The following is a 21,614-nucleotide window of genomic DNA, read 5'->3' as shown; positions in this document are numbered from 1 at the left end:
CCGCCAGCAAACTCTTGACCGAATTTGTGGACAGGCATCCCACCGTCGTGATGCTCTGCCTTGGTTTTTTGTTGATGATCGGTTTCAGCCTGATTGCGGAAGCCTTCCGCAACACCGTAGCGCAGCCCTCCAACAACGGCGGCAACACCGTAGCGCAGCCCTCCAACAACAACGGCAACACAGCGATACAGCCGTCCAACAACAACGGCAACACAGCGACACAGCCGTCCAACAACAACGGCAACACAGCGACACAGCCGTCCAACAACAACGGCAACACAGCGACACAGCCGTCCAACAACGGCGGCAACTCTGCAACGCAACCTTCCGCTGCCAACGACAATCCTCCTCCCTCCACTCTGACAAACGGCACACCTGATTTTTCAGTCAGTGTTAGTAGATTGAGAAATGAGGCTGAAGGAGATGTGCGTAAGTTGGCTAGAGAGTACGGTGTGGATGATGTAACTGTTTCGACTTACCAAGTCAGCGCTTTGGGTCAAAATGCCAATGGCGGCTCTCTTGATTTGTCTAAAGTACCTTTGAAACAGCTGACCCGCGCTGCACATAGAGAATCTGCACAGGTACGTGCAAAGGTAGAGGGAGTGTATAAAACTTATACACTGACCCGCAGCGGCGAGTCCCATATCTACCGTCAGAATTATTCTCTGATTGCCGGCATTAAACCGACTTCCTACTCGATTCAAGGGCCTGGAGTGAATGAGACTGAGAGTATCAGTGATGAAGATTATCTGACCATCAAAGGTACTCCGACTAAAACCTTGCCCGCAGCCGGTAAAGCGACTTATTCCGGTGCTGCATTTGACGGAAAAAAACAAGGCGTGTTGAACTACTCCGTAGATTTCAATGAAAAAACGGGTGAAGGCAACATTACCGGTTTAGGTGAAAAAGTCATCTTGAACAAGGGTAGCATAACCCATATCGATCACAATAACGAAATTGATGGAAGCCGCCTTGAAGGCCACGGTATTAAAGGTTCTTCTAATAAAGGTGATTACGCGCTCGGCTTCTTCGGTGCCAATGCCGAAGAAATCGTCGGTACAGTTAATGACGGCGAAATCGGCTTTGCCGGCTCCCGTTAATCCCGCCTGATACAAATGCCGTCTGAAACCGGAAACGGTCTTTCAGACGGCATTTCGACCATTTGACTGCGCGGTTTGCCCGTCCGGTCCCTTGCCCTGAAACTGTTTGATTTATGAAAAAATTTGCTTTGCTTCTTTTGTTCATGCCGACGGCGGCTGTTGCCGGAACGCCCGTTTTGCCCATACCCGTGTCGAAGCAGGTGTTCGTGGACGGCAAATTCGACGATAGGATAGTGCCTGCCGAAAGGCTTGAAAGGGCTGATGAAACGGAAATTCCGGTTCTGCCGCTTGCTTCCTATGCCCCATCTTTTGACGAACAGATCGACAATGCCTTCCGCCTGTTGCAGCGTGCCGCGCCGAAGCGGGCTGCCGCGCCTGTTGTTGCATCTGTCGGCAAGGCGGAAGAGACCGAAATCAAGCCTGTGGCAACACATAAGAAGTTTTCCAACGAGGCGGCTTTCGGTACGGATGCGCCCGTGCCGTCTGAAACCGTTGCAGCCGGAGAAGCCGCCGAAGCCGTTTCAGACAGCAATGCCTCTCTTGCGGGTTTAGAAGAGCAGATCAACCGCGCCGTCGTCGCCCGAGATTGGGACACGCTGCAAACGCTGCTGGAAAGCTATCGCACCCTGCCGGATTTCAATCCGGTTCTGCACGATTACGCGCTGGGCGGTTTACGCCGCAGTCAGTTGCGCCATGACGAGGCGGTGGCTTTGTATCGCGGCATTTTGGCGCAACAGCCCGATTTGGCGTATCCACGTTTCGATTTGGGCGTGATGCTGTTTGAAAACAGGCAGTACCGCGAGGCGAAGGCGGAATTGGAGCGGGCGAAACCTGATTTGCAGCCACCGATACAGCAGCTTGCCGACCGCTATCTTGCCGCCATAGACAAGGCTCAAGGCTGGAAGCCCGATGTGTCGCTGCAATACGAGCAAACGGACAATGTGAATAACGCTTCGTCCGAAAAAACGATTGAATTTGCGGGCAAAAGCTGGACGAAAACCGCCGACAGCCTACCGCAAAAGGCACACGGTTTGCGCTACGGCTTGGGCGTGTCGCGCGAAATCAATGCGGGCGGGCATCATTTCCTCTACGGCGACATCAGCGGCGGCGGCGTGCACTATTGGGATAACAAAGATTTCAGCGAACAGAGCCTGCGCCTGTCGCTCGGCTATAAAAACCGTTCAGTAACGCGCTCGTTCGGCATCGTGCCGTTTATCGAGCAAAACCTCTTAGGTGGCAGCCGATACAATTTCGTCGGCGGCTTCAATGCCGATTTCTCCCAACGCTTGAGCGAACACTGGCGGCTGACACTAAACGCGGGCAATATGTGGAAGCATTATCAGGAAGACCGCACCGCCGCCCGATACGACAGCCATATGCCGCTGGCGGGCGCGACGCTGATGTATTCCGCGCCGAAAGACCGGCTGCTTTACGGCGGTGCGGACTGGCCGCACGACATGACGAAAGAGGCGGAACAGGCTTCCGTCCGCAAGGGTTTGCGTGTCGGCGCGGTCAAAACGTTCGACGGCGGCTTGGGTCTGCGGGCAAAGCTGCGCTATACCCGCAGGACTTTTGATGCACCCGGGACCATTGTGTACCGCTTCCAGCGCAAAGACCACGAATATCAGGCAAACCTGTCGTTGTGGCACGACAAAATCTCTTGGAAGGGATTTACGCCGCAACTCAATTTCCGCTATCTGAAAATCGACAGCAATATGAAAAGTTTTTACACACGCAAAAACATGCAGATTTTCATGAGCGTGGAAAAGGATTTCAAATAAGCGCAAAAAATGCCGTCTGAACATTTTTCAGACGGCATTTTTTGCTGTCGGAAACATACCGTCGGCAACATCTGTGAGCAGAATCAAAAACAACCGCATCATTTATTGTCAACGCCCATACCGGCAGAGTAACATTGCATTTTCCCCACCGGTATCAGCCATGACCACCAATCCCGCAAACGTCCTTGCCTCCGTCGATTTAGGTTCCAACAGTTTCCGCCTCCAAATTTGCGAAAACAACAACGGACAATTAAAAGTTATCGATTCCTTCAAACAGATGGTCCGTTTTGCCGCCGGTCTGGACGAACAGAAAAACCTCAGCGCATCCTCACAGGAACAGGCTTTAGACTGCCTGGCAAAATTCGGCGAACGCCTGCGCGGCTTCCGCCCTGAACAGGTACGCGCCGTAGCAACCAATACATTCCGCGTTGCCAAAAACATCGCAGATTTCCTTCCCAAGGCCGAAGCGGCACTGGGTTTCCCCATAGAAATCATCGCTGGGCGCGAAGAGGCCCGGCTGATTTATACCGGCGTCGTCCACACCCTTCCCCCGGAAGGCGGCAAAATGCTGGTTATCGACATCGGCGGCGGCTCGACAGAATTCATTATCGGTTCAACCCTGCGCCCCGACATTACCGAAAGCCTGCCTTTAGGCTGCGTTACCTACAGCCTGCGCTTCTTCCAAAACAAAATCACCGCCAAAGACTTCCAATCTGCCATTTCTGCCGCCCGTAACGAAATCCAACGCATCAGCAAAAACATGAAGCGCGAAGGTTGGGATTCCGCCGTCGGAACTTCGGGTTCGGCAAAATCCATCCGCGACGTCCTTGCAGCCGAATTGCCGCAAGAGGCAGACATTACCTATAAAGGCATGCGCGCCCTTGCCGAACGTATCGTCGAAGCCGGCTCGGTCAAAAAAGCCAAATTTGAAAACCTGAAACCGGAACGCATCGAAGTCTTTGCCGGCGGGCTTGCCGTGATGATGGCGGCATTTGAAGAATTGGAACTCGATAAAATGACCGTAACCGAAGCCGCACTGCGGGACGGTGTGTTCTACGACCTGATAGGCCGTGCGCTGAACGAAGACATGCGCGAACAAACGGTTTCGGAGTTCCAACACCGCTACCACGTCAGCCTCAATCAGGCCAAACGCGTTGCCGATACCGCGCAAACCTTTATGGACAGCCTCTGCCACGTCAAAAACGTTACCGTCCAAGAGCTTGCCCTTTGGAAACAATATCTCGGACGGGCCGCGCGCCTGCACGAAATCGGTTTGGACATCGCCCACACGGGATATCACAAACATTCCGCCTACATCCTGGAAAACGCCGATATGCCGGGTTTCTCACGTAAAGAACAGACCATACTTGCCCAACTGGTCATCGGTCATCGCGGCGATATGAAAAAAATGGGCGGCATTATCGGCGCCAACAAAATGTTGTGGTATGCCGTTTTGTCCCTGCGCCTTGCCGCCCTGTTCTGCCGTTCGCGCCAAGACCTGTCTTTCCCGAAAAACATACAGTTGCGCACGGATACGGAAAGCCACGGCTTCATCCTGCGTATTGACAAGGAATGGCTGGAACGCCACCCCCTGATTGCCGACGCATTGGAATATGAAAGCGTCCAATGGCAAAAAGTCAATATGCCGTTTAAAGTTGAAGCCGTCTGACCTTTACAAACTAAATGCCGTCTGAATGATGTTCAGACGGCATTTCCCTATCCGCAAACCAAAAAAAACCGACTGCCTTGTATCTACGACAGCAGACGGGTCGATTTGCCACTCCAAGCAAAACCTGCTTATATGCGCGGCAAATTCGGCCGACCCGAATAAGATCAAGCAAGTATTCCCATAATCCGCGTACATGGCGCAGACCATCCCGCCAAGGCGGAGCCGGACTCAGGACATAAATAAAGCGGCAACCGGATGGCTGCCGCTTTTTTGTAAAGATGAGCGGTACCAATTCACTCATTCTTACATCAGAATCACAATACATATGGAGCACCTAAATCCCCTATTTCTGCAAACAATTCCCCGACCGTCTCCATCAGGACAGAAAACTTGTTGCAGCCACCTTCCTGAAAGGACTAGGAAAACTCAAATGCATTATGGGATTTTTGAATACCTCAATAATGGCGGCGGCGGAAATAAAACATCCCCTCACTGTCGATTTCCAGCACATAGCGTCCGTTCTGTACGGCGGCATATCCGCTTTTCCCCGTCTGGTAAGGTTGCAGTGCGGCATGCGAAACCAGGTAATCCGTCAACTTCCCGCCGTCTTGTGCGACATTGTCCACCAGTTTGGCAAACAAGGTATGACACACGCCGTTTGCCGCCCAACCTACCGGACCGCCCTTATCGTCGGTTTCCATGCATTTGCCGCTGATGACTTCCAAGTCGTTGGGATGCTTGCCGATCAGTTGCAACACATTCTGTTCCGACAAGCCCTCAATCGGATAAGTCAGCTGTTTTTTGCCTTCAGCCGTTTTTCCTTCTTGCGCCCCACCCAGAGCCAAACCGGCAATCGCCGTATTGTCGATATATTTGACTTTGAAAACCGGTTTCGGCGCACCCTGCACTGCATTTTGCGGCTGTTCCGCCGTATTTTCGGATTTGCCGCAGGCGGCAAGCAGCAGGCAGCCGCCTAACACGGCAAAAGGTATTTTCAGCATTCCGCACTCCTGATGGTTTCAAAATGCCGTCTGAAACACGGATAATGGATGTTCAGACGGCATGGGTTTATTTCAAAGGACGGATACCGACCGCATCACGTACCTTATTCAAAAGTTCGCGCGCTTCTTTACGTGCTTTTTGTGCGCCGGCCTGCAAAATGTCTTCGATTTGCGAAGGGTCGGCGGTCAGCTCGTTGTAGCGTTCGCGCGGTTCTGCCAGCTCGGCGTTGATTTTCGCCGCCAAAAGTTTTTTTGCCTCGCCCCAAGCCAGGCCTTCGGCCAGCATTTGTGTGAACGCTGCTGTTTCAGACGGCGTGGAGAAGGCTTTGTAGATTTCAAACAAGGGGCTTTCGTCCGGCTGTTTCGGCTCGCCCGGCTCTTTCATATTGGTGATGATTTTGTTGACCGATTTTTGGGTTTTCTTGTCGTTTTCCCAAAGCGGAATGGTGTTGCCGTAGGATTTGGACATTTTGCGTCCGTCCAAACCGACCAAGAGTTCGACGTTTTCGTCGATTTTCACTTCGGGCAGGGTGAAGAGTTCTTGGAAACGGTGGTTGAAGCGGCCGGCAATGTCGCGCGCCATTTCGACGTGTTGGATTTGGTCGCGTCCGACGGGCACTTCGTTGGCGTTGAACATGAGGATGTCGGCAGTCATCAGAATCGGATAACTGAACAAACCCATTTCCACACCGAAATCAGGATCTTCCTGATTGTTTTCTGCATTTGCCTGCACGGCGGCTTTGTAGGCGTGTGCGCGGTTCATCAGGCCTTTTGCGGTGATACAGGTCAGAATCCAGTTCAATTCCATCACTTCGGGGATGTCGCTTTGACGGTAGAAAGTGGTTTGTTCCGGATTAAGTCCGCAGGCGAGCCATGTGGCGGCAACAGCTTGAGTAGATTGATGAATCATTTCCGGCTCATGACATTTGATGATGCCGTGGTAATCGGCGAGGAAAAGGAAGGATTCGGTATCTGGGTTTTGCGCCGCGCGGACGGCGGGGCGGATGGCGCCGACGTAGTTGCCCAGATGCGGGATGCCGGTGGTGGTTACGCCGGTCAGAACTCGTTTTTTGCTCATAAAAATGTCCTTACGGCATCAATGCCGTCTGAAAGGGAAAAGAATGTGCCGATTATACCCGATTCACAATATTTGTTCAGACGGCATCGGACGCTTCCCTATTGGACAGATTAAGTTATACACATAAATCAAAAAATTTATTTCAATCATATTCAACAAGATAAGCAATTAAATCTGAAAAGTTAAAATCTGACGCTTGAGTTATCCACAATTATGCACATATAGGCTTCGACAGCGGACATTTTGAAAAGGAAACAAAAATGCGATACGACAAATTAACCGCCAAATTCCAACAAGCCCTTGCAGAAGCTCAGAGTTTGGCGTTGGCTGCGGACAGCAGCTACCTGGAAGCAGGCTTCGTGCTGAAAGCCCTGCTCGACGACCAAAACAGCGGAGCCGCCGCGCTCTTGGCTCATGCGGGCGTGAATGTGCCGCAGGTGAAACAGCGTTTGCAACAACATTTAAACAGCTTGCCGAAAGTGTCCGGCCAGGGCGGCGACATTATGCCCAGCCGCGAATTGCAGGCGGTGTTGAACCTGATGGATAAAGCGGCAACCAAACGCGGCGATGCCTATATCGCCAGCGAACTTTTCCTGCTGGCTTTGGTTCAGCAGAATGATGCAACCGGCAAAATCCTGAAAGAAGCCGGTGCGACCGAACAAAATATCAATGCCGCAATTGATGCGGTACGAGGAGGACAAAACGTGAACGATGCCAATGCCGAAGACCAACGCGATGCTCTGAAAAAATATACGCTCGACCTGACCCAGCGTGCCCGTGACGGCAAGCTTGACCCCGTTATCGGCCGCGACGACGAAATCCGCCGCGCAATTCAGGTGCTGCAACGCCGTACCAAAAACAACCCCGTGCTGATTGGCGAACCAGGCGTGGGTAAAACCGCCATTGTCGAAGGTTTGGCGCAACGCATCGTCAACGGCGAAGTACCCGAATCCCTGCGTAACAAACGCCTTTTGGTTCTGGACTTGGCGGCTTTGATTGCCGGCGCGAAATACCGCGGCGAATTTGAAGAACGCTTGAAAGGCGTGTTGAACGATTTGGCGAAAGACGACGGCAACACCCTGATTTTCATCGACGAAATCCATACTTTGGTCGGTGCGGGCAAAACCGACGGCGCGATGGACGCAGGCAATATGTTAAAACCAGCTTTGGCCCGAGGCGAAGTGCACTGAATCGGCGCGACCACCTTGGACGAATACCGCCAATACATCGAAAAAGACGCGGCACTCGAACGCCGTTTCCAAAAAGTATTGGTTGGCGAGCCCAGCGTGGAAGACACCATCGCNATCTTGCGCGGTTTGCAGGAGCGTTATGAAATCCACCACGGCATCGACATCACCGACCCCGCCATCGTTGCCGCCGCAGAATTGAGCGACCGCTACATCACCGACCGCTTCCTGCCCGATAAAGCGATTGATTTGATCGACGAAGCTGCCAGCCGTGTCAAGATGGAAAAAGAAACCAAGCCGGAAGCAATGGACAAAATTGACCGCCGTCTGATTCAACTTCGGATGGAAAAGGCGCACGTTGAAAAAGAAAAAGACGATGCCAGCAAAAAACGTTTGGAACTGATAGACGAGGAAATCGACGGTCTGCAAAAAGAATACGCCGATTTAGACGAAATCTGGAAAGCCGAAAAAGCAATTTCAGACGGTGCTGCTAATATTAAGAAACAAATTGACGAAGTCAAAATTAAAATCGAACAGGCCAAACGGCAAGGCGATTTGGCACTGGCTTCAAAATTGATGTATGAAGATTTGGAGCATTTGGAAAAACAGCGCGCAGCCGCCGAACGGGCAGATACGGGTAGCGCAAAACCGGCAAACAAACTCTTGCGTAATAATGTCGGCGCGGAGGAAATCGCAGAAGTGGTTTCCCGTATGACCGGCATCCCAGTATCTAAAATGATGGAAGGTGAACGAGACAAGCTTTTGAAAATGGAAGAAGTATTGCATCGCCGTGTGGTCGGTCAAGACGAAGCCGTGCGTGCCGTGTCTGACGCCATCCGCCGCAGCCGTTCCGGCCTTGCCGATCCAAACAAGCCTTACGGCAGCTTCCTGTTCCTAGGCCCGACCGGCGTGGGTAAAACCGAGTTGTGCAAAGCCCTGGCAGGCTTTCTGTTCGACAGCGAAGACCATCTGATCCGCATCGATATGTCCGAATACATGGAAAAACACGCCGTTGCCCGCCTCATCGGCGCGCCTCCGGGCTATGTCGGCTACGAAGAAGGCGGCTACCTGACCGAACAAGTGCGCCGCAAACCGTACAGCGTGATTCTTTTGGACGAAGTGGAAAAAGCCCATCCCGACGTGTTCAATATCCTGCTGCAAGTATTGGATGACGGCCGTTTGACCGACGGACAAGGTCGAACTGTGGACTTCAAAAATACCGTCATCGTCATGACTTCCAACATCGGCAGCCAGCACATCCAACAAATGGGTACTCAAGACTACGAAGCGGTAAAAGAAGTCGTGATGGAGGATGTGAAAGAACATTTCCGTCCTGAAATGATCAACCGTATCGACGAAGTGGTCGTGTTCCACGGACTGGATCAGGATAATATCCGCAACATTGCGAAAATCCAGCTTAAAGGTTTGGAAAAACGTTTGGAAAAACAAAACCTGCGCCTGGCTGTTTCCGATGCCGCTCTGGACATCATCGCCAAAGCCGGTTTCGACCCGATTTACGGCGCGCGCCCGCTCAAACGCGCCATCCAATCGGAAATCGAAAACCCGCTGGCAAAAGCCCTGCTTGCCGGAAACTATGCGCCCGAAAGCGAAATCAGGGTGGAAGCCGACGGCGACAGACTGAAATTTGCCTGATTCGTTCCTGCTGTTGAAAATGCCGTCTGAAACGGGAATCTCCGTTTCAGACGGCATTTTTTATCAGAACCCTACTGATGGTAGGTTTGCAGGAATCTTGCCAGCCTGCCCATCGCCTCTTCAATCTGATGGACGTAAGGCAGCGTGACAATGCGGAAATGGTCGGGTTTAATCCAATTAAACCCCGTTCCCTGCACCAGCAGGACTTTTTCGCGCACCAACAAATCGTAAACGAATTTCATATCATCGTGGATGCGGTACATTTCGATATCGATTTTCGGGAACATATACATCGCGCCCATCGGTTTGACGCAGGACACTCCAGGTATCTGGTTGACCAGTTCCCACGCCCTGTTGCGCTGTTCCAAAAGCCGCCCGCCGGGCAAGATGAATTCGTTAATGCTCTGATAACCGCCCAATGCCGTCTGAATCGCGTGCTGCATCGGCGTATTGGCACACAGGCGCATGGACGAGAGCATATCCAAACCCTCGATATAACCTTTTGCATGATGTTTCGGCCCGTTGAGCACCATCCAGCCTTGGCGGAATCCGGCAACGCGGTAGGCTTTGGACAAACCGTTGAACGTTACCGTCAAAAGGTCGGGGGCAAGCGCGGCGATGTGGTGGTGAACCGCGCCGTCATAAAGGATTTTGTCGTAAATCTCGTCGGCGAAAATAATCAAACCATGCTTGCGCGCCAGTTCGGCGATTTCGAGCAGAATTTCCAGGCTGTACACCGCTCCTGTCGGATTATTGGGGTTGATGACGACGATGGCTTTGGTTTTGGGCGTGATTTTGGCTTCCATATCGGCAAGGTTGGGAAACCAGCCGTTTTCTTCGTCGCACAGATAATGGCGTACCGTACCGCCCGCAAGCGTTGCCGCCGCCGTCCACAAAGGGTAGTCGGGCGCGGGAATCAGGATTTCGTCGCCGTCGTTGAGCAATGCCTGCATAGACATCGTAATCAGCTCGGACACGCCGTTGCCGATATAGACATCGTTTACCGTAATATCGCGCAAACCTTTGGTCTGATAGTAGTGAACGATGGCTTTGCGGGCGGAATACAGCCCTTTGGAATCGCAATAGCCTTGCGAAGTCGGCAGGTTGCGGATGACATCGACCAAGATTTCATCAGGGGCTTCAAAGCCGAACGGCGCAGGGTTGCCGATATTGAGCTTGAGGATTTTGTTACCCTCCTCTTCCAACTGAAGGGCTTTTTTATGTACGGGGCCACGAATGTCGTAGCAGACGTGGTCGAGCTTTGCAGACTTGGGAAACTTATCCATAATGTGTTCCGTAAATTTTGGGCAATGGGTGGGAATGTACTCTTTTTCACGCGGAATTTAAAGCATCAGGGCGGGGTTTTTCAGGCTTTTCACCTGCCCTCTTTGCGCCGTTCGCTGACACTTTTGCCGCCTATGCCCCAGTTATCGGTATCCACTTCGTCAATCACGACAACCGTTGTTTCGGGATTTTTACCCAGCACGCGGCGCAACAATTCCGTTACACCTTGTATCAGCTCCGCCTTCTGCTCCGTACTCGGCGCTTCCTTACCACCGGTTACTTTAATGTTGACATAGGGCATCTTTTCTCTCCATTCAAAAATTTTGCCATCTTATCAGACAAGCCCGTTACACCCAACCGGCTTTTTCATTTCTCAAAAACCATATATCAGACAATAATTTATTTATCAGCACCGAAGCACAGGCTTTCGCCGACAGCACAGACGACAAAGACGGAGCAGACATCATCCCCTTGCGCCAAGGCTTTTGGAAAGCCAGTGTCGAACACAAAGCCGACTTCCCCGATCAAACCGTGTGTCAAAAACAGGCGAACTACTCGACTTTAACCTTCCAAATCGGCCATTCTCACCATTCATTCCGCCCGCACAAAAATGCCGTCTGAAGGCTTCAGACGGCATCCTTTGTTCAAACATCAATACCAGCCGCGCAGCTTCATCGCTTTTTCAACACGGCGGATACTCATCATATAAGACGCGGTTCGCAAATCGACATCATACTCTTGCGCCAAGTTCCAAATATCGCGGAACGCACGGCGCAGGACAACGGTTTCTTTCTCTTGAACTTCGTCAAACTCCCAATAATAGCCTTGCAGGTTTTGCACCCACTCGAAATAGGAAACGACCACGCCGCCGCAGTTCGCCAGAATATCGGGCACGACCAATACGCCGTTTTGACGCAAAATAACGTCGGCTTCGGGCGTAGTCGGGCCGTTCGCGCCTTCAACCACGATTTTCGCGCGGACTTTACCGGCGTTTTCGGAAGTCAGCTGGTTTTCCAGCGCGCAAGGGGCGAGTACGTCCACATCCAAAGCCAAAAGTTCGGCGTTGGTAATTTCCTTGCCGTAACCGGCTTCGTTGGTGATGAAACCTTTTTCTTGGAACTCTTTGAACAGGGCTTCCATATCCAAGCCGTTTTCATTGTAGATAGCAACATCGACAGTAGAAACCGCAACAACTTTCGCACCGGATTGATGCGCGTAATAACCGGTGTGGTAGCCCACATTGCCGAAGCCTTGGATGGCGTAGGTTGCGCCTTTCACGTCTTTGCCCAGTTTTTCCAAAGCTTGGATGGCGGCAAGGTTCACGCCGTAACCGGTAGCCTCGGTACGCGCCAAAGAGCCGCCGAACTCAACCGGTTTGCCGGTAAATACGCCCGGTGCGGAATGTTTCACCACGTTTTCATAAGCATCCACCATCCAAGACATGATTTTGCCGTTGGTGTTCACATCAGGTGCAGGAATATCGATTTTCTCGCCAATCAGCGGAGAAATGGCCTCGGAATAAGCGCGGGCGATACGTTCCAGTTCCGCTTCGGAATAATCGCGCGGATCCAAGGTAATGCCGCCTTTGCCGCCGCCGTAAGGAATACCGGCCACGCAGCATTTGATGGTCATCCAAATCGACAGAGCTTTGACTTCGTCCAAATTCACACCGGGATGGAAGCGCACGCCGCCTTTATAGGGGCCGACGGCGTTGTTGTGTTGCGAACGGTAACCGGTAAAGGTTTTGACCGTGCCATCGTCGAGTTTGACGGGAAAATTGACTTCCAAAACGCGCTTCGGACTTTTCAGAATTTCATAAACAGCCGGATCGGTTTTCAGTTGGTCACAGGCGGTTTTCACCTGTTTGCGGGCGGTTTCAAACGGATTGAGGGTTTCTTTTACAGCAGCATGAGACATTTTGCTTCCTTTTCACAAAGAGAGGTTCGGAATGGAACAAGCCATCAGGTTCGCAACTATAACCAATTTCCCGACAAAATGTAATAGCGTGTAGTCGGAATCAGCCCGATTTGATTAATCTATATATGATTTTATTTCCCAAGCCGCACAGAATCCGTCTGAAAAAAGCAGCACACGCATCCGAAAAGCAAATGTCCAATTAAATAAAGATATAAACATCCTTTTATTTTTTAAAAATTTAATTGGAACATCGCCGGGATTTGCACACCTTGCCCGACTCCGTTCCGAACTCCGAAAACACCGCCTGCAAAACCTGTTGCGATTGTTAACAATCCATACATTAGAAGCTCTGTGCAAACAATGTTAAAATAAACTATTGCAATCTACAGGAAACCAAACTATGAATGCTGCCATCGAACATGTCCAAGCTGTTGCCTTTGACTTGGACGGCACACTGTGCGATTCCGTCCCCGACCTTGCCGCCGCCGCAGAAGCGATGTTGGAACACCTCGGTATGAAACCGCTGCCTGCAAAAGTGGTCGAAAGCTATGTGGGCGACGGCATCGGCAAACTGGTTCACCGCGTCCTCACCAACGACCGCGACCGCGAAGCCGATTCCGAACTGTGGGAAAAAGGTTTCGTGTTCTATATGAAATACTACCGCGACCATTTGAGCGTCTTCACCCGCCCCTATCCCGAAACCGAAGCCGGGCTGGCATTGCTCAAATCTTTAGGCATCCCGCTCGCCGTCGTTACCAACAAAAACGAAATCCTTGCCGCCGAGCTTCTAAAACAACTGGGACTCGCCGACTATTTCAGCCTGATACTCGGCGGCGACAGCCTGCCCGAAAAAAAACCCAGCCCGCTGCCGCTGCGGCACGCCGCCGAAGTTTTGGGTATCGATGCCGCCAATATGCTTATGGTCGGCGACTCGCGCAACGACATCATCGCCGCCAAAGCCGCCGGCTGCCTGAGTGTCGGCGTTACCTTCGGTTACGGCGATATGACGCTGCTCGCGCAAGACGATACGACCCGCCCCGACCGGATTATCGGCTCGCTGCCCGCAATTTACGAAAACCTGCAACCGCAGACAAATAAAGAAGAGTAGGCATTCGGACGGCACGCTATGCCGTCTGAAACCTGCCGCACGCCGAAACCGCCGCCATGAAACCGCAAAAATCCCTACGCGCCCGCGCGATGGACATCCTCTCGCGCCAAGAAGTCAGCCGTCTCGGGCTGCAGCGCAAGCTCGCCCCCCATGCCGAAAGCGAAGAAGAGTTGGAAAACGTCTTGAACGAATTTTCCGAACGCAACTGGCAATCGGATTTACGCTATGCAGAAGCCTATATCCACAGCAAAAGCCGTAAACACGGCTCCCTGCGCCTGAAACAAGCCCTGGCTCAACAGGGCATAGACGAAGAGACAAGCCGAAAGCTGCTTCCGGACAGATTGAGCGAAAAACAGACCGCCATGGACGTGTTGCGTAAAAAATTCAAACATCCGGCCGCCGACCTTAAAGAAAAACAAAAACAGGCACGCTTCCTCGCCTATCGCGGTTTTGATGCCGATACCGTTCAGACGGCATTGAAACATGCCTGGGATGACGGCTGGGAGGAAGACTGCTGAACTGAATCCTTGAATCTTTTTGCATGACGGCGTAACCTTACCTCCATTTCCAACTTTTCCGATTGAGAATAAAATGTCCGAACAATCCGAGAAAAATCACAACCCACTTCTTGAAGATGAACGCAAAAACCCAGTTTACCGTATGGGTCAGGCAGTTGCCGGATTCATGCTCGTCGTTTGGGCCGCCGTATTGGCACTCGTGTTTTTCCTAGTCTTCCGTTTTTGGCTTTCCTAAACAAAATGCCGTCTGAAACCTTCAGACGGCATCGGCAGCCCATTTCGGCAGGCTATCCCATCATAGCTTTTTTTAGCTTGAATTCCACTTTCCCATTCCCTAAAATTTTTCCACACCCATTTCAAAATACCCTTTCTTAAAACAGGTACACTATGACACAACAACGCCAACTGCCTTCCCACGAACTCATTATGTCCGAACTGATGATGCCGGACACCGCCAATTTCAGCGGCAACGTACACGGCGGCGAACTCCTGCTCCTGCTCGACCAGGTTGCCTATTCCTGTGCCAGCCGTTACAGCGGCAACTATTGCGTAACCCTTTCAGTAGACAAAGTCCTGTTTAAAGAACCCATCCATGTCGGCGACCTGGTTACTTTCTACGCCAGCGTAAACTACACGGGGCGTACCTCTATGGAAATCGGCATCCGTGTCGAAGCACAAAACATCCGTACGGGAGAAATCCGCCATACCAACAGCTGCTACTTCACCATGGTTGCAGTCAAAGACGGCAAACCCGTTCCCGTACCGCCACTGGAAATCCTGACTGACCGTCAACGCTGCCGCTACGAAAAAGCCAAAAAACGTAAAAACATCAGCCTGCAAGCCTCTGAAGACATGTCCTGCGGCTGCTGACGGCGGCATCCGAAACAGGCATATAGGCCGGTTATCTCCGTCAACTCAAACTATCCTCAAATAAAATGCCGTCTGAAAAGCTTTCAGACGGCATTTTTAGCCTGATTTCAAACAGAAAGTCAGAACGCGATATAGCTGTTCGGGTTAACCGGCTTACCGTTTTGCCGAACCTCGAAATGAAGCTGTGTTCTGGAAGCATCGGTATTGCCCATCAAGGCAACCTGCTGCCCGCGTTTAACCTGCTGACCCTCTCCAACCAGCAATTTTTGATTGTGTCCATATGCAGTCAGGAAAGAAGAATTATGCTGAACGATAACCAGGTTTCCATACCCCCTCAAACCGGAACCTGCATAAACTACTTTGCCGTCTGCCGCCGCTAAAACAGGCTGTCCCGCATTTCCTGCAATATCAACACCCTTGTTGCTGCCTCCGAAATCGGCAATCACTTTGCCTTGCGTCGGACGCTGCCAAACAATGCCGCCGACCGAACGCGTACCGGATGACGAAGAGGCAGAAGCCTGTGAAACAGCTGGCGCAGGAGCAGAAACTGCTTTATTTTCTACAACAGGAGCGGCAGGTTGCGTCGCTGTTTGTACGACAGGTTGCGCAGCAGGCTTCACTGTCGGCTGTGCAGCGACTTGTGCGGCGGGTCTACTTTCTGCGACGGCGGTTTTCGGTGCGGTATATCCTGCCGGTTTGACTTTTACGACCTGACCAATGCTGAGCGTATTATCCGCCATCCCGTTCCACGCACGGAAATCATCTTGAGAGATATGGTAGCGTTTGGAAATGTTGTACACCGTGTCGCCGCGCACAATAGTGTGCGTCGCCGCATTAATGTCGACAGGCGCATAAGAAGGAATATATGCACCCGAAACCGCCGGAGAAGGCGGCACATAAGCAGGAGGCGTATAAACCGCCGTACTTTGCACCGGCGGCACATAAGGTGCATCGTTGGCAGGAGCAGGACTGTACGGCGTTGCGCCATAAGGGTTGTCGTAGACCGCCGCAGACTGTACAGCCTGCATTCCTGAATTTCCTGCAATGACGGGGGCAGGCTGTTGGGTGGCACAACCGCCCAACAGTGCGGCAACGGAGGCACAAGCTGCCAAAAGTGTCGTTTGTTTCAACATAAGATAACCTTCATGTTCCGATATATAGCCTGAATGCGCTATATCATAATAAAAATGCGCGTTCTTCTCAAGCGCAAAGCCCATCCGCCTTTGAAGAAAGGCTTAGTCCGCATGCCAAAAAGCCACCGTATCCGCCATCTCCGAATAAGCGGTCAGGTCAATTTGCAGCGGCGTTATGCTGATAAAGCCTGCCGCGCATTCTCCGAAATCCGTTCCCTCTTCATTATCGGAAACCCTGCCGACCGGACCTATCCAGTAAATCTGCTCACCACGCGGATTTCGGGACGGTACAATACTCTGCTCGTGATGCCGCCTGCCCAAACGGGTAATCTTAACTCCCCTGATTTCATCCGGGGCGACGGCAGGAATATTGATATTCCATAAAACCGGTGAGGAAGGCGGATTCTTGAAGAAATGCGCCAACACCGCCCACACAGCCTTCTCTGCGGTTTCCCAATAGCGTCCCGAACTGTCATTCAAGGAAAAAGCCAATGCGGGAATACCCATCAGATAGGCTTCGGTTGCTGCAGCCACCGTTCCCGAATAAAGCGTGTCATCCCCCATATTTGCGCCACGGTTGATGCCTGAAAACACGACATCCGGCTTGAAGTCAGACAAGGCAGACTGACCGACATGGATACAGTCGGTCGGCGTACCGTTGACATAGTAAAAGCCGTTTTGCGCCTGCTTCATCTCCAAAGGCCGGTCCAACGTCAGCGAATTGCTGACACCGCTTCTGTCGCGCTCCGGCGCAACCACCCTGACATTGGCGAATTCTGCCGTTACACGCGCCAAAATGGCAATGCCTTCAGAAAGATAGCCGTCGTCATTGGAAATCAAAACATTCATTTCTTATCCTGAATCATTCTTCGGAGAGTTTGGTAATCCTGACCCGTTCGATGCGCTGTCCTTCCTTCTCGACCACTTCAAACCGCCAGCCGTGAAAATCGGCAAAATCTCCGACATCGGGAATATTTTGCAGCTCTTCCATAATCAACCCTGCAACCGTATGGAAATCGGCATCTTCCTCCTGCTGCGGCAAATTAAGTTGAGGGGCAAGTTCGACATATTCTAACGAACCTTCCACCGTCAGGCTTTCGTCAGGATTTTCTTGAACGGACGGCTCTTCTTCCCGTTCGAATTCTTCAGGGAAATCGCCGGCAATGGTTTCAAGCAGGTCTTTCATTGTTGCCATACCCAATACCGCACCAAACTCGTCTACGATGAGGGCGTAATCCGCACTGCTTTGCCTGAAGAGCTCGATTGCCCCCAGAGCAGTGGTACTGTCGGGCAATACGAGCGGTTGGCGCAATGCCGTCTGAATGTTAAGTTCCCCAGTTTCGAGCAGTTGGGCAAGCAGGTCTTTTTTATTGACATAACCCAACGGTTCGTCAACACCCGCCTTGCCGACAACAAGCAGGCGGCTGTAAGGCGTATTTTGCAGTTGGGCATACTGTTCTTCCCGGCTTTGGGAAATGTCCAGCCGCTCGATGTCGCGCCGAGGAATCATGATGCCCGGAATCGGACGCTCGGCAAGCGTTAAAACACTGCGTATCATCGATTTTTCGTTTTCTTCAAAATGGGCGTCGTCTTCGGCTTCATTACCCGCTTTGGCCAGCACGCTCTCGCGTATACCCATCATACCCAAGACATTTTCAGCAGTCCGTTTACGCCAAGAGCTGCTGATATAGTCGTTCTTACGGCTGTTCCTCTGTGAAATCTGGTTAAACAGTTCTATCAGGATGGAAAAACCGATAGCGGCATAGAGATAACCTTTAGGGATATGGAAATGGAACGCTTCTGCAATGAGACTGAAACCGATCATCAACAAAAAACCAAGGCAAAGCATCACGACCGTAGGGTGTCTGTCGACAAATTCGGTCAAGAGTTTGCTGGCGGAAATCATTACAGCCATCGCGACGACCACCGCACCCATCGCCACGACGATATGGTCAACCATCGCCACCGCAGTAATGACCGAATCGATGGAAAATACGGCATCCAGTATCAGGATTTGCGCGACCACGCCCCAAAACGGCGCGTGTTTTTTTTGGTTGTCGGCAACGGTAAAACGGTTATGCCCTTCGAGGCGTTCATGCAATTCGGTTGTGGCTTTGTACAGCAGGAAAATGCCGCCGGCAAACATAATCATGTCCTTACCGGAAACAGAAAGGCTGCCGACTTGGAACAGGGGCCGGGTCAGCGTGATGATATGTGCCATAAAGGCAAGCATGATGATGCGGATAACGACTGCCAGCCCCAGGCCGGTAATCCGTGCACGATCCCGCTTTGCGGGTTTGACCTTATTTGCCAAAATCGCCACAAATACCAGATTGTCTATCCCAAGGACGACTTCCAAGACCAAAAGTGTGGCAAAACCTATCCAAGTATGCGGTTCTGCCAACCAACTGAAATCCATGATTTTTGTATTCCTTAATGTTCCAACGCAGAAAGGCAGCCTGAAACGTTCAAGCTGCCTGAACAAACTGCATACGCAAAAAACAGCAGACGGAACAGCCGCCCTGCCCGCAGTATTTCATATATACGCATACCTTCCGTAAAAACGGGACGCACAGTTTAACATCTCATATATGCAACGGCAAAACAAGCCATGCCGTCTGAATCGGATTCAGACGGCATGGGAAGCTACTTGGAAACAAAACCGTCTATCGGCGCATAACCTTGAGCATTTCCCTGCTCATCCATCACCACAATCCAATCTTTCTGCCTGCTGCTGGTAAAAGGCAGGTAATACCAGTCTTTATCTTCAGAAATACCTGCCTGTTTCAAGATATGGGCGACCGTGGTCTTTCTTGCATAAGCCAGTTCTTTCAGAGGTTTCATCGCCTTACGTATCCTCTCCGCCTCTTGGTCGGAATAAGGCAGCCACTGATCCGGACGCATGCTCGGCTCTATGCCCTGCAACGACAACTCCAATGATTTGTTTTGCTCATCCGCATCGGAAGGTTCTTTCAGCGCAACCCGGCGGATACCGGACAACGACAGGCTCTGCAGCCCTTCCGGCGCCTTGTGCAAATCCTCAACCACCACTTCGGCGGCGGTAACAATATTAATCCTGTCTTTTTCAAAAGCCTCTACCACAGGACGCGCCAAAGAAACGCTGTGCAAACCGTATACCAATGCTGCAAACTGAATCGTACCGATCAAAGAGAAATCAACCACGCGCTCTTTGATTTTCTTTTTCGGACTGGCCAATATCAGCGTCAACAGGGGTCCGCATACAATATCGACAGCCACCACCAGCTTATAAAGCGACAGCCCTCCCGTCAGCTCGGCATAAGGATAAGGATACCAAACCTTAAAAACCAGCAATGCCGCCAGCCCTGCAACCGATAGGCTGATTAAGAGGTGCCAGCCCGCACTTTTCAAGGCAAAACGCCATCTCGAAACTGTTTTTCCGTTTTCCATCATATCTTAATTCAAATCAAAAATAACCGTAAAAACAGGGCGCATTGTACAACAGATAGAGACTGCTTAAAATGCGGCACTGTCTGAAACCCTGCCGTTCAGACGGCATATCTTACCCGACATCAATGCACAAATACTTCAATTCCAGATATTCGTCCGCACCGTATTTGCTGCCTTCACGTCCCAAACCGCTGCGTTTCACGCCGCCGAAGGGTGCCACTTCATTACTGATTAGGCCCGTATTGATGCCGACCATACCGTATTCCAAGGCTTCGCCTATGCGCCATTGGCGGGCGGTGTCAGCCGTATAAAGGTAGGCCGCCAAACCGTATTCCGTATTGTTCGCAGCCTCGATGACCTCGGCTTCGGTTTCAAAACGGAATACCGGACACAAAGGCCCGAAGGTTTCCTCGCGAGCTACCGCCATTTGCGCCGTTACGCCGCTTAAAACAGTCGGTTCGAAAAACGTTCCACCCAACGCGCTGCGTTTGCCGCCGGTCAGGCAGCTTGCGCCTTTAGCAAGCGCGTCGGCGATGTGCTGCTCGACTTTTTCCACTGCTTTTTCCTCAATCAGCGGCCCTTGGTTCACGCCTTCATCCAGGCCGTTGCCCAATTTGAGCGCGGCCACTTTTTCACTTAATTTGCGGCAAAATTCATCGTAAATGCCGGATTGAGCGTAAACGCGGTTAGTGCAGACACAGGTCTGACCGCTGTTGCGGAACTTGCTAGCGAGCGCGCCTTCGACAGCTTTGTCCAAATCGGCATCGTCAAACACGATAAACGGCGCATTGCCGCCCAGTTCCAAACTGAGTTTTTTAATGTCCGCCGCGCTGTCGGCAAAAATTTTCGCGCCGACTTCGGTAGAGCCGGTGAAGCTAATTTTGCGTACAGTCGGGTTCGTAGCAAATTCATGGCTGATTTCTGAAGCGCGGCCGCTGACGACGGGAAGCAAATCCTGCGGCACGCCCGCTTCGTAAGCCAGCAAGGCCAGCGCATACGCACTCAAAGGCGTGAGCGATGCTGGTTTGACTATCATCGCGCAGCCCACCGCCAAAGCAGGCGCGGCCTTGCGCGCAATCATCGCAGACGGGAAGTTCCACGGCGTAATCGCGGCGGTAACACCGACGGGCTGTTTCAACACAACCAGTTTTTGCGACGCTTTCACGCTTGTCAGCACATCGCCGTCAATCCGCCGCGCCTCTTCGGCAAACCAGCGCACAAACGAAGCCGAATAATTGATCTCGCCGCGCGACTCGGTCAGGCTTTTGCCCTGCTCCATCGTCATGAGACGCGCCAATGCTTCTTTGTTTTCTTTAATCTGAAAATACCAACGCCACAACACATCGGCCCGCTCCAACGCAGTTTTTGCCGCCCATAATTTTTGCGCTGCAGCTGCCTTTTGAATCAGGTTTTTCAGCTTGTCCGAATCCGTCTTGCGGACAAACGCCAAAGTCTCGCCCGTTGCCGGATTATCGACTTTGATGCCGTCTGAAACCGGAGAAAGGGAAATATCGGGATGCTTGATTAATTGGGAATATTCGTTCATTTCATGTCCTCCGGTATGCGGAATAACCGCTTTCAAATGCCGTCAATCTCACGGACATTATCATCTTCATATTCCAAAACTGCAAACCCTTCCGATGCCGTCTGAAGCATCCGATCGGGCAGCGCAACATCCGGGCGGTGTCTGAATATGGCACGGGCGCAATCCCTGTCGTTTAAGAAAAATACTTTTTATATAGTGGATTAAATTTAAATCAGGACAAGGCGACGAAGCCGCAGACAGTACAAATAGTACGGCAAGGCGAGGCAACGCCGTACTGGTTTAAATTTAATCCGCTATACAATAGTAATCTTTAGAAAGAAAAGTAATGCAACCCTTTGAT

At 51.7% G+C, this 21,614-nt stretch carries 17 protein-coding genes and 4 pseudogenes; 11 read left to right on the top strand and 10 right to left on the bottom strand.

Annotated features, from left to right (window positions below; genetic code table 11):
• From ACRPFF_RS04025 to ppx, 4 genes and pseudogenes are all read left to right on the top strand, one after another.
• A pseudogene (locus ACRPFF_RS04025) lies at nucleotides 1–107 on the top strand (TerC family protein); the annotation flags it as partial.
• Between the two features lie 318 nt (nucleotides 108–425).
• Entirely contained in the window at nucleotides 426–1,100 is a 675-nt protein-coding gene (locus ACRPFF_RS04020) for a factor H binding protein domain-containing protein (RefSeq protein ID WP_432673850.1), read from the top strand.
• 113 nt (nucleotides 1,101–1,213) lie between these two features.
• Complete coding sequence (locus ACRPFF_RS04015) at nucleotides 1,214–2,881, top strand: surface lipoprotein assembly modifier (protein ID WP_432673847.1); 1,668 nt, start codon at nucleotides 1,214–1,216, stop codon at nucleotides 2,879–2,881.
• 160 nt (nucleotides 2,882–3,041) lie between these two features.
• Nucleotides 3,042–4,550, top strand: a complete 1,509-nt coding sequence (gene ppx / locus ACRPFF_RS04010; protein ID WP_432673846.1) for an exopolyphosphatase — start codon at nucleotides 3,042–3,044, stop codon at nucleotides 4,548–4,550.
• Between the two features lie 455 nt (nucleotides 4,551–5,005).
• Here ppx and ACRPFF_RS04005 read toward each other — a convergent pair whose 3' ends face one another.
• A complete protein-coding gene (locus ACRPFF_RS04005; RefSeq protein ID WP_432673845.1) occupies nucleotides 5,006–5,551 on the bottom strand; it encodes a hypothetical protein in 546 nt (181 codons plus the stop codon).
• Nucleotides 5,552–5,618: 67 nt separating this feature from the next.
• Nucleotides 5,619–6,629, bottom strand: a complete 1,011-nt coding sequence (trpS, locus tag ACRPFF_RS04000; RefSeq protein WP_432673844.1) for a tryptophan--tRNA ligase — start codon at nucleotides 6,627–6,629, stop codon at nucleotides 5,619–5,621.
• Between the two features lie 260 nt (nucleotides 6,630–6,889).
• Between trpS and clpB the strand changes: the two are divergent.
• A pseudogene (clpB, locus tag ACRPFF_RS03995) lies at nucleotides 6,890–9,469 on the top strand (ATP-dependent chaperone ClpB).
• A 71-nt stretch (nucleotides 9,470–9,540) separates the two neighbouring features.
• Here clpB and ACRPFF_RS03990 read toward each other — a convergent pair.
• Together ACRPFF_RS03990 and ACRPFF_RS03985 are read right to left on the bottom strand one after the other, a co-directional pair.
• On the bottom strand, nucleotides 9,541–10,755 hold the full coding sequence (locus ACRPFF_RS03990; RefSeq protein ID WP_432673843.1) for a pyridoxal phosphate-dependent aminotransferase: 1,215 nt from the start codon (nucleotides 10,753–10,755) through the stop codon (nucleotides 9,541–9,543).
• Between the two features lie 89 nt (nucleotides 10,756–10,844).
• Nucleotides 10,845–11,054, bottom strand: coding sequence for a tautomerase family protein (locus tag ACRPFF_RS03985; protein WP_003710575.1), 210 nt, complete (start codon nucleotides 11,052–11,054; stop codon nucleotides 10,845–10,847).
• A 107-nt stretch (nucleotides 11,055–11,161) separates the two neighbouring features.
• Between ACRPFF_RS03985 and ACRPFF_RS03980 the strand changes: the two are divergent.
• A pseudogene (locus tag ACRPFF_RS03980) lies at nucleotides 11,162–11,374 on the top strand (hypothetical protein); the annotation flags it as partial.
• Between the two features lie 30 nt (nucleotides 11,375–11,404).
• Here the strand turns inward: ACRPFF_RS03980 and ACRPFF_RS03975 are convergent.
• Nucleotides 11,405–12,670, bottom strand: coding sequence for a Glu/Leu/Phe/Val family dehydrogenase (locus tag ACRPFF_RS03975; RefSeq protein ID WP_432673842.1), 1,266 nt, complete (start codon nucleotides 12,668–12,670; stop codon nucleotides 11,405–11,407).
• A 400-nt stretch (nucleotides 12,671–13,070) separates the two neighbouring features.
• Between ACRPFF_RS03975 and ACRPFF_RS03970 the strand changes: the two genes are divergently transcribed.
• The 4 genes from ACRPFF_RS03970 to ACRPFF_RS03955 all read left to right on the top strand — a co-directional run bounded on the left by ACRPFF_RS03970 (nucleotide 13,071) and on the right by ACRPFF_RS03955 (nucleotide 15,166).
• Nucleotides 13,071–13,778, top strand: a complete 708-nt coding sequence (locus ACRPFF_RS03970) for a phosphoglycolate phosphatase (RefSeq protein ID WP_432673841.1) — start codon at nucleotides 13,071–13,073, stop codon at nucleotides 13,776–13,778.
• 56 nt (nucleotides 13,779–13,834) lie between these two features.
• On the top strand, nucleotides 13,835–14,296 hold the full coding sequence (gene recX / locus ACRPFF_RS03965) for a recombination regulator RecX (RefSeq protein ID WP_250314167.1): 462 nt from the start codon (nucleotides 13,835–13,837) through the stop codon (nucleotides 14,294–14,296).
• Nucleotides 14,297–14,369: 73 nt separating this feature from the next.
• Entirely contained in the window at nucleotides 14,370–14,531 is a 162-nt protein-coding gene (locus ACRPFF_RS03960) for a hypothetical protein (protein WP_003674702.1), read from the top strand.
• 152 nt (nucleotides 14,532–14,683) lie between these two features.
• Nucleotides 14,684–15,166: an acyl-CoA thioesterase gene (locus ACRPFF_RS03955; protein ID WP_101122846.1), complete on the top strand. Its 483-nt coding sequence runs from the start codon at nucleotides 14,684–14,686 to the stop codon at nucleotides 15,164–15,166.
• Nucleotides 15,167–15,285: 119 nt separating this feature from the next.
• Here ACRPFF_RS03955 and ACRPFF_RS03950 read toward each other — a convergent pair whose 3' ends face one another.
• From ACRPFF_RS03950 to ACRPFF_RS03930, 5 genes are all read right to left on the bottom strand, one after another.
• On the bottom strand, nucleotides 15,286–16,299 hold the full coding sequence (locus tag ACRPFF_RS03950) for a peptidoglycan DD-metalloendopeptidase family protein (RefSeq protein WP_432673840.1): 1,014 nt from the start codon (nucleotides 16,297–16,299) through the stop codon (nucleotides 15,286–15,288).
• 102 nt (nucleotides 16,300–16,401) lie between these two features.
• Nucleotides 16,402–17,148, bottom strand: coding sequence for a 5'/3'-nucleotidase SurE (gene surE, locus ACRPFF_RS03945; RefSeq protein ID WP_411712289.1), 747 nt, complete (start codon nucleotides 17,146–17,148; stop codon nucleotides 16,402–16,404).
• Between the two features lie 13 nt (nucleotides 17,149–17,161).
• Complete coding sequence (locus tag ACRPFF_RS03940; protein ID WP_432673839.1) at nucleotides 17,162–18,718, bottom strand: TerC family protein; 1,557 nt, start codon at nucleotides 18,716–18,718, stop codon at nucleotides 17,162–17,164.
• A 227-nt stretch (nucleotides 18,719–18,945) separates the two neighbouring features.
• Nucleotides 18,946–19,731, bottom strand: a complete 786-nt coding sequence (locus ACRPFF_RS03935) for a fimb protein (protein ID WP_432673838.1) — start codon at nucleotides 19,729–19,731, stop codon at nucleotides 18,946–18,948.
• 109 nt (nucleotides 19,732–19,840) lie between these two features.
• On the bottom strand, nucleotides 19,841–21,274 hold the full coding sequence (locus ACRPFF_RS03930; RefSeq protein WP_432673837.1) for an NAD-dependent succinate-semialdehyde dehydrogenase: 1,434 nt from the start codon (nucleotides 21,272–21,274) through the stop codon (nucleotides 19,841–19,843).
• 191 nt (nucleotides 21,275–21,465) lie between these two features.
• Here ACRPFF_RS03930 and ACRPFF_RS03925 point away from each other — a divergent pair.
• A pseudogene (locus ACRPFF_RS03925) lies at nucleotides 21,466–21,573 on the top strand (IS5/IS1182 family transposase); the annotation flags it as partial.
• Between the last annotated feature and the right edge of the window lie 41 nt (nucleotides 21,574–21,614).

Origin of the sequence: Neisseria sp. SLRRB23, from assembly GCF_050896295.1 — a bacterium.
GTDB lineage: Bacteria > Pseudomonadota > Gammaproteobacteria > Burkholderiales > Neisseriaceae > Neisseria.
This window is presented reverse-complemented; position numbering and strand designations above follow the sequence as displayed.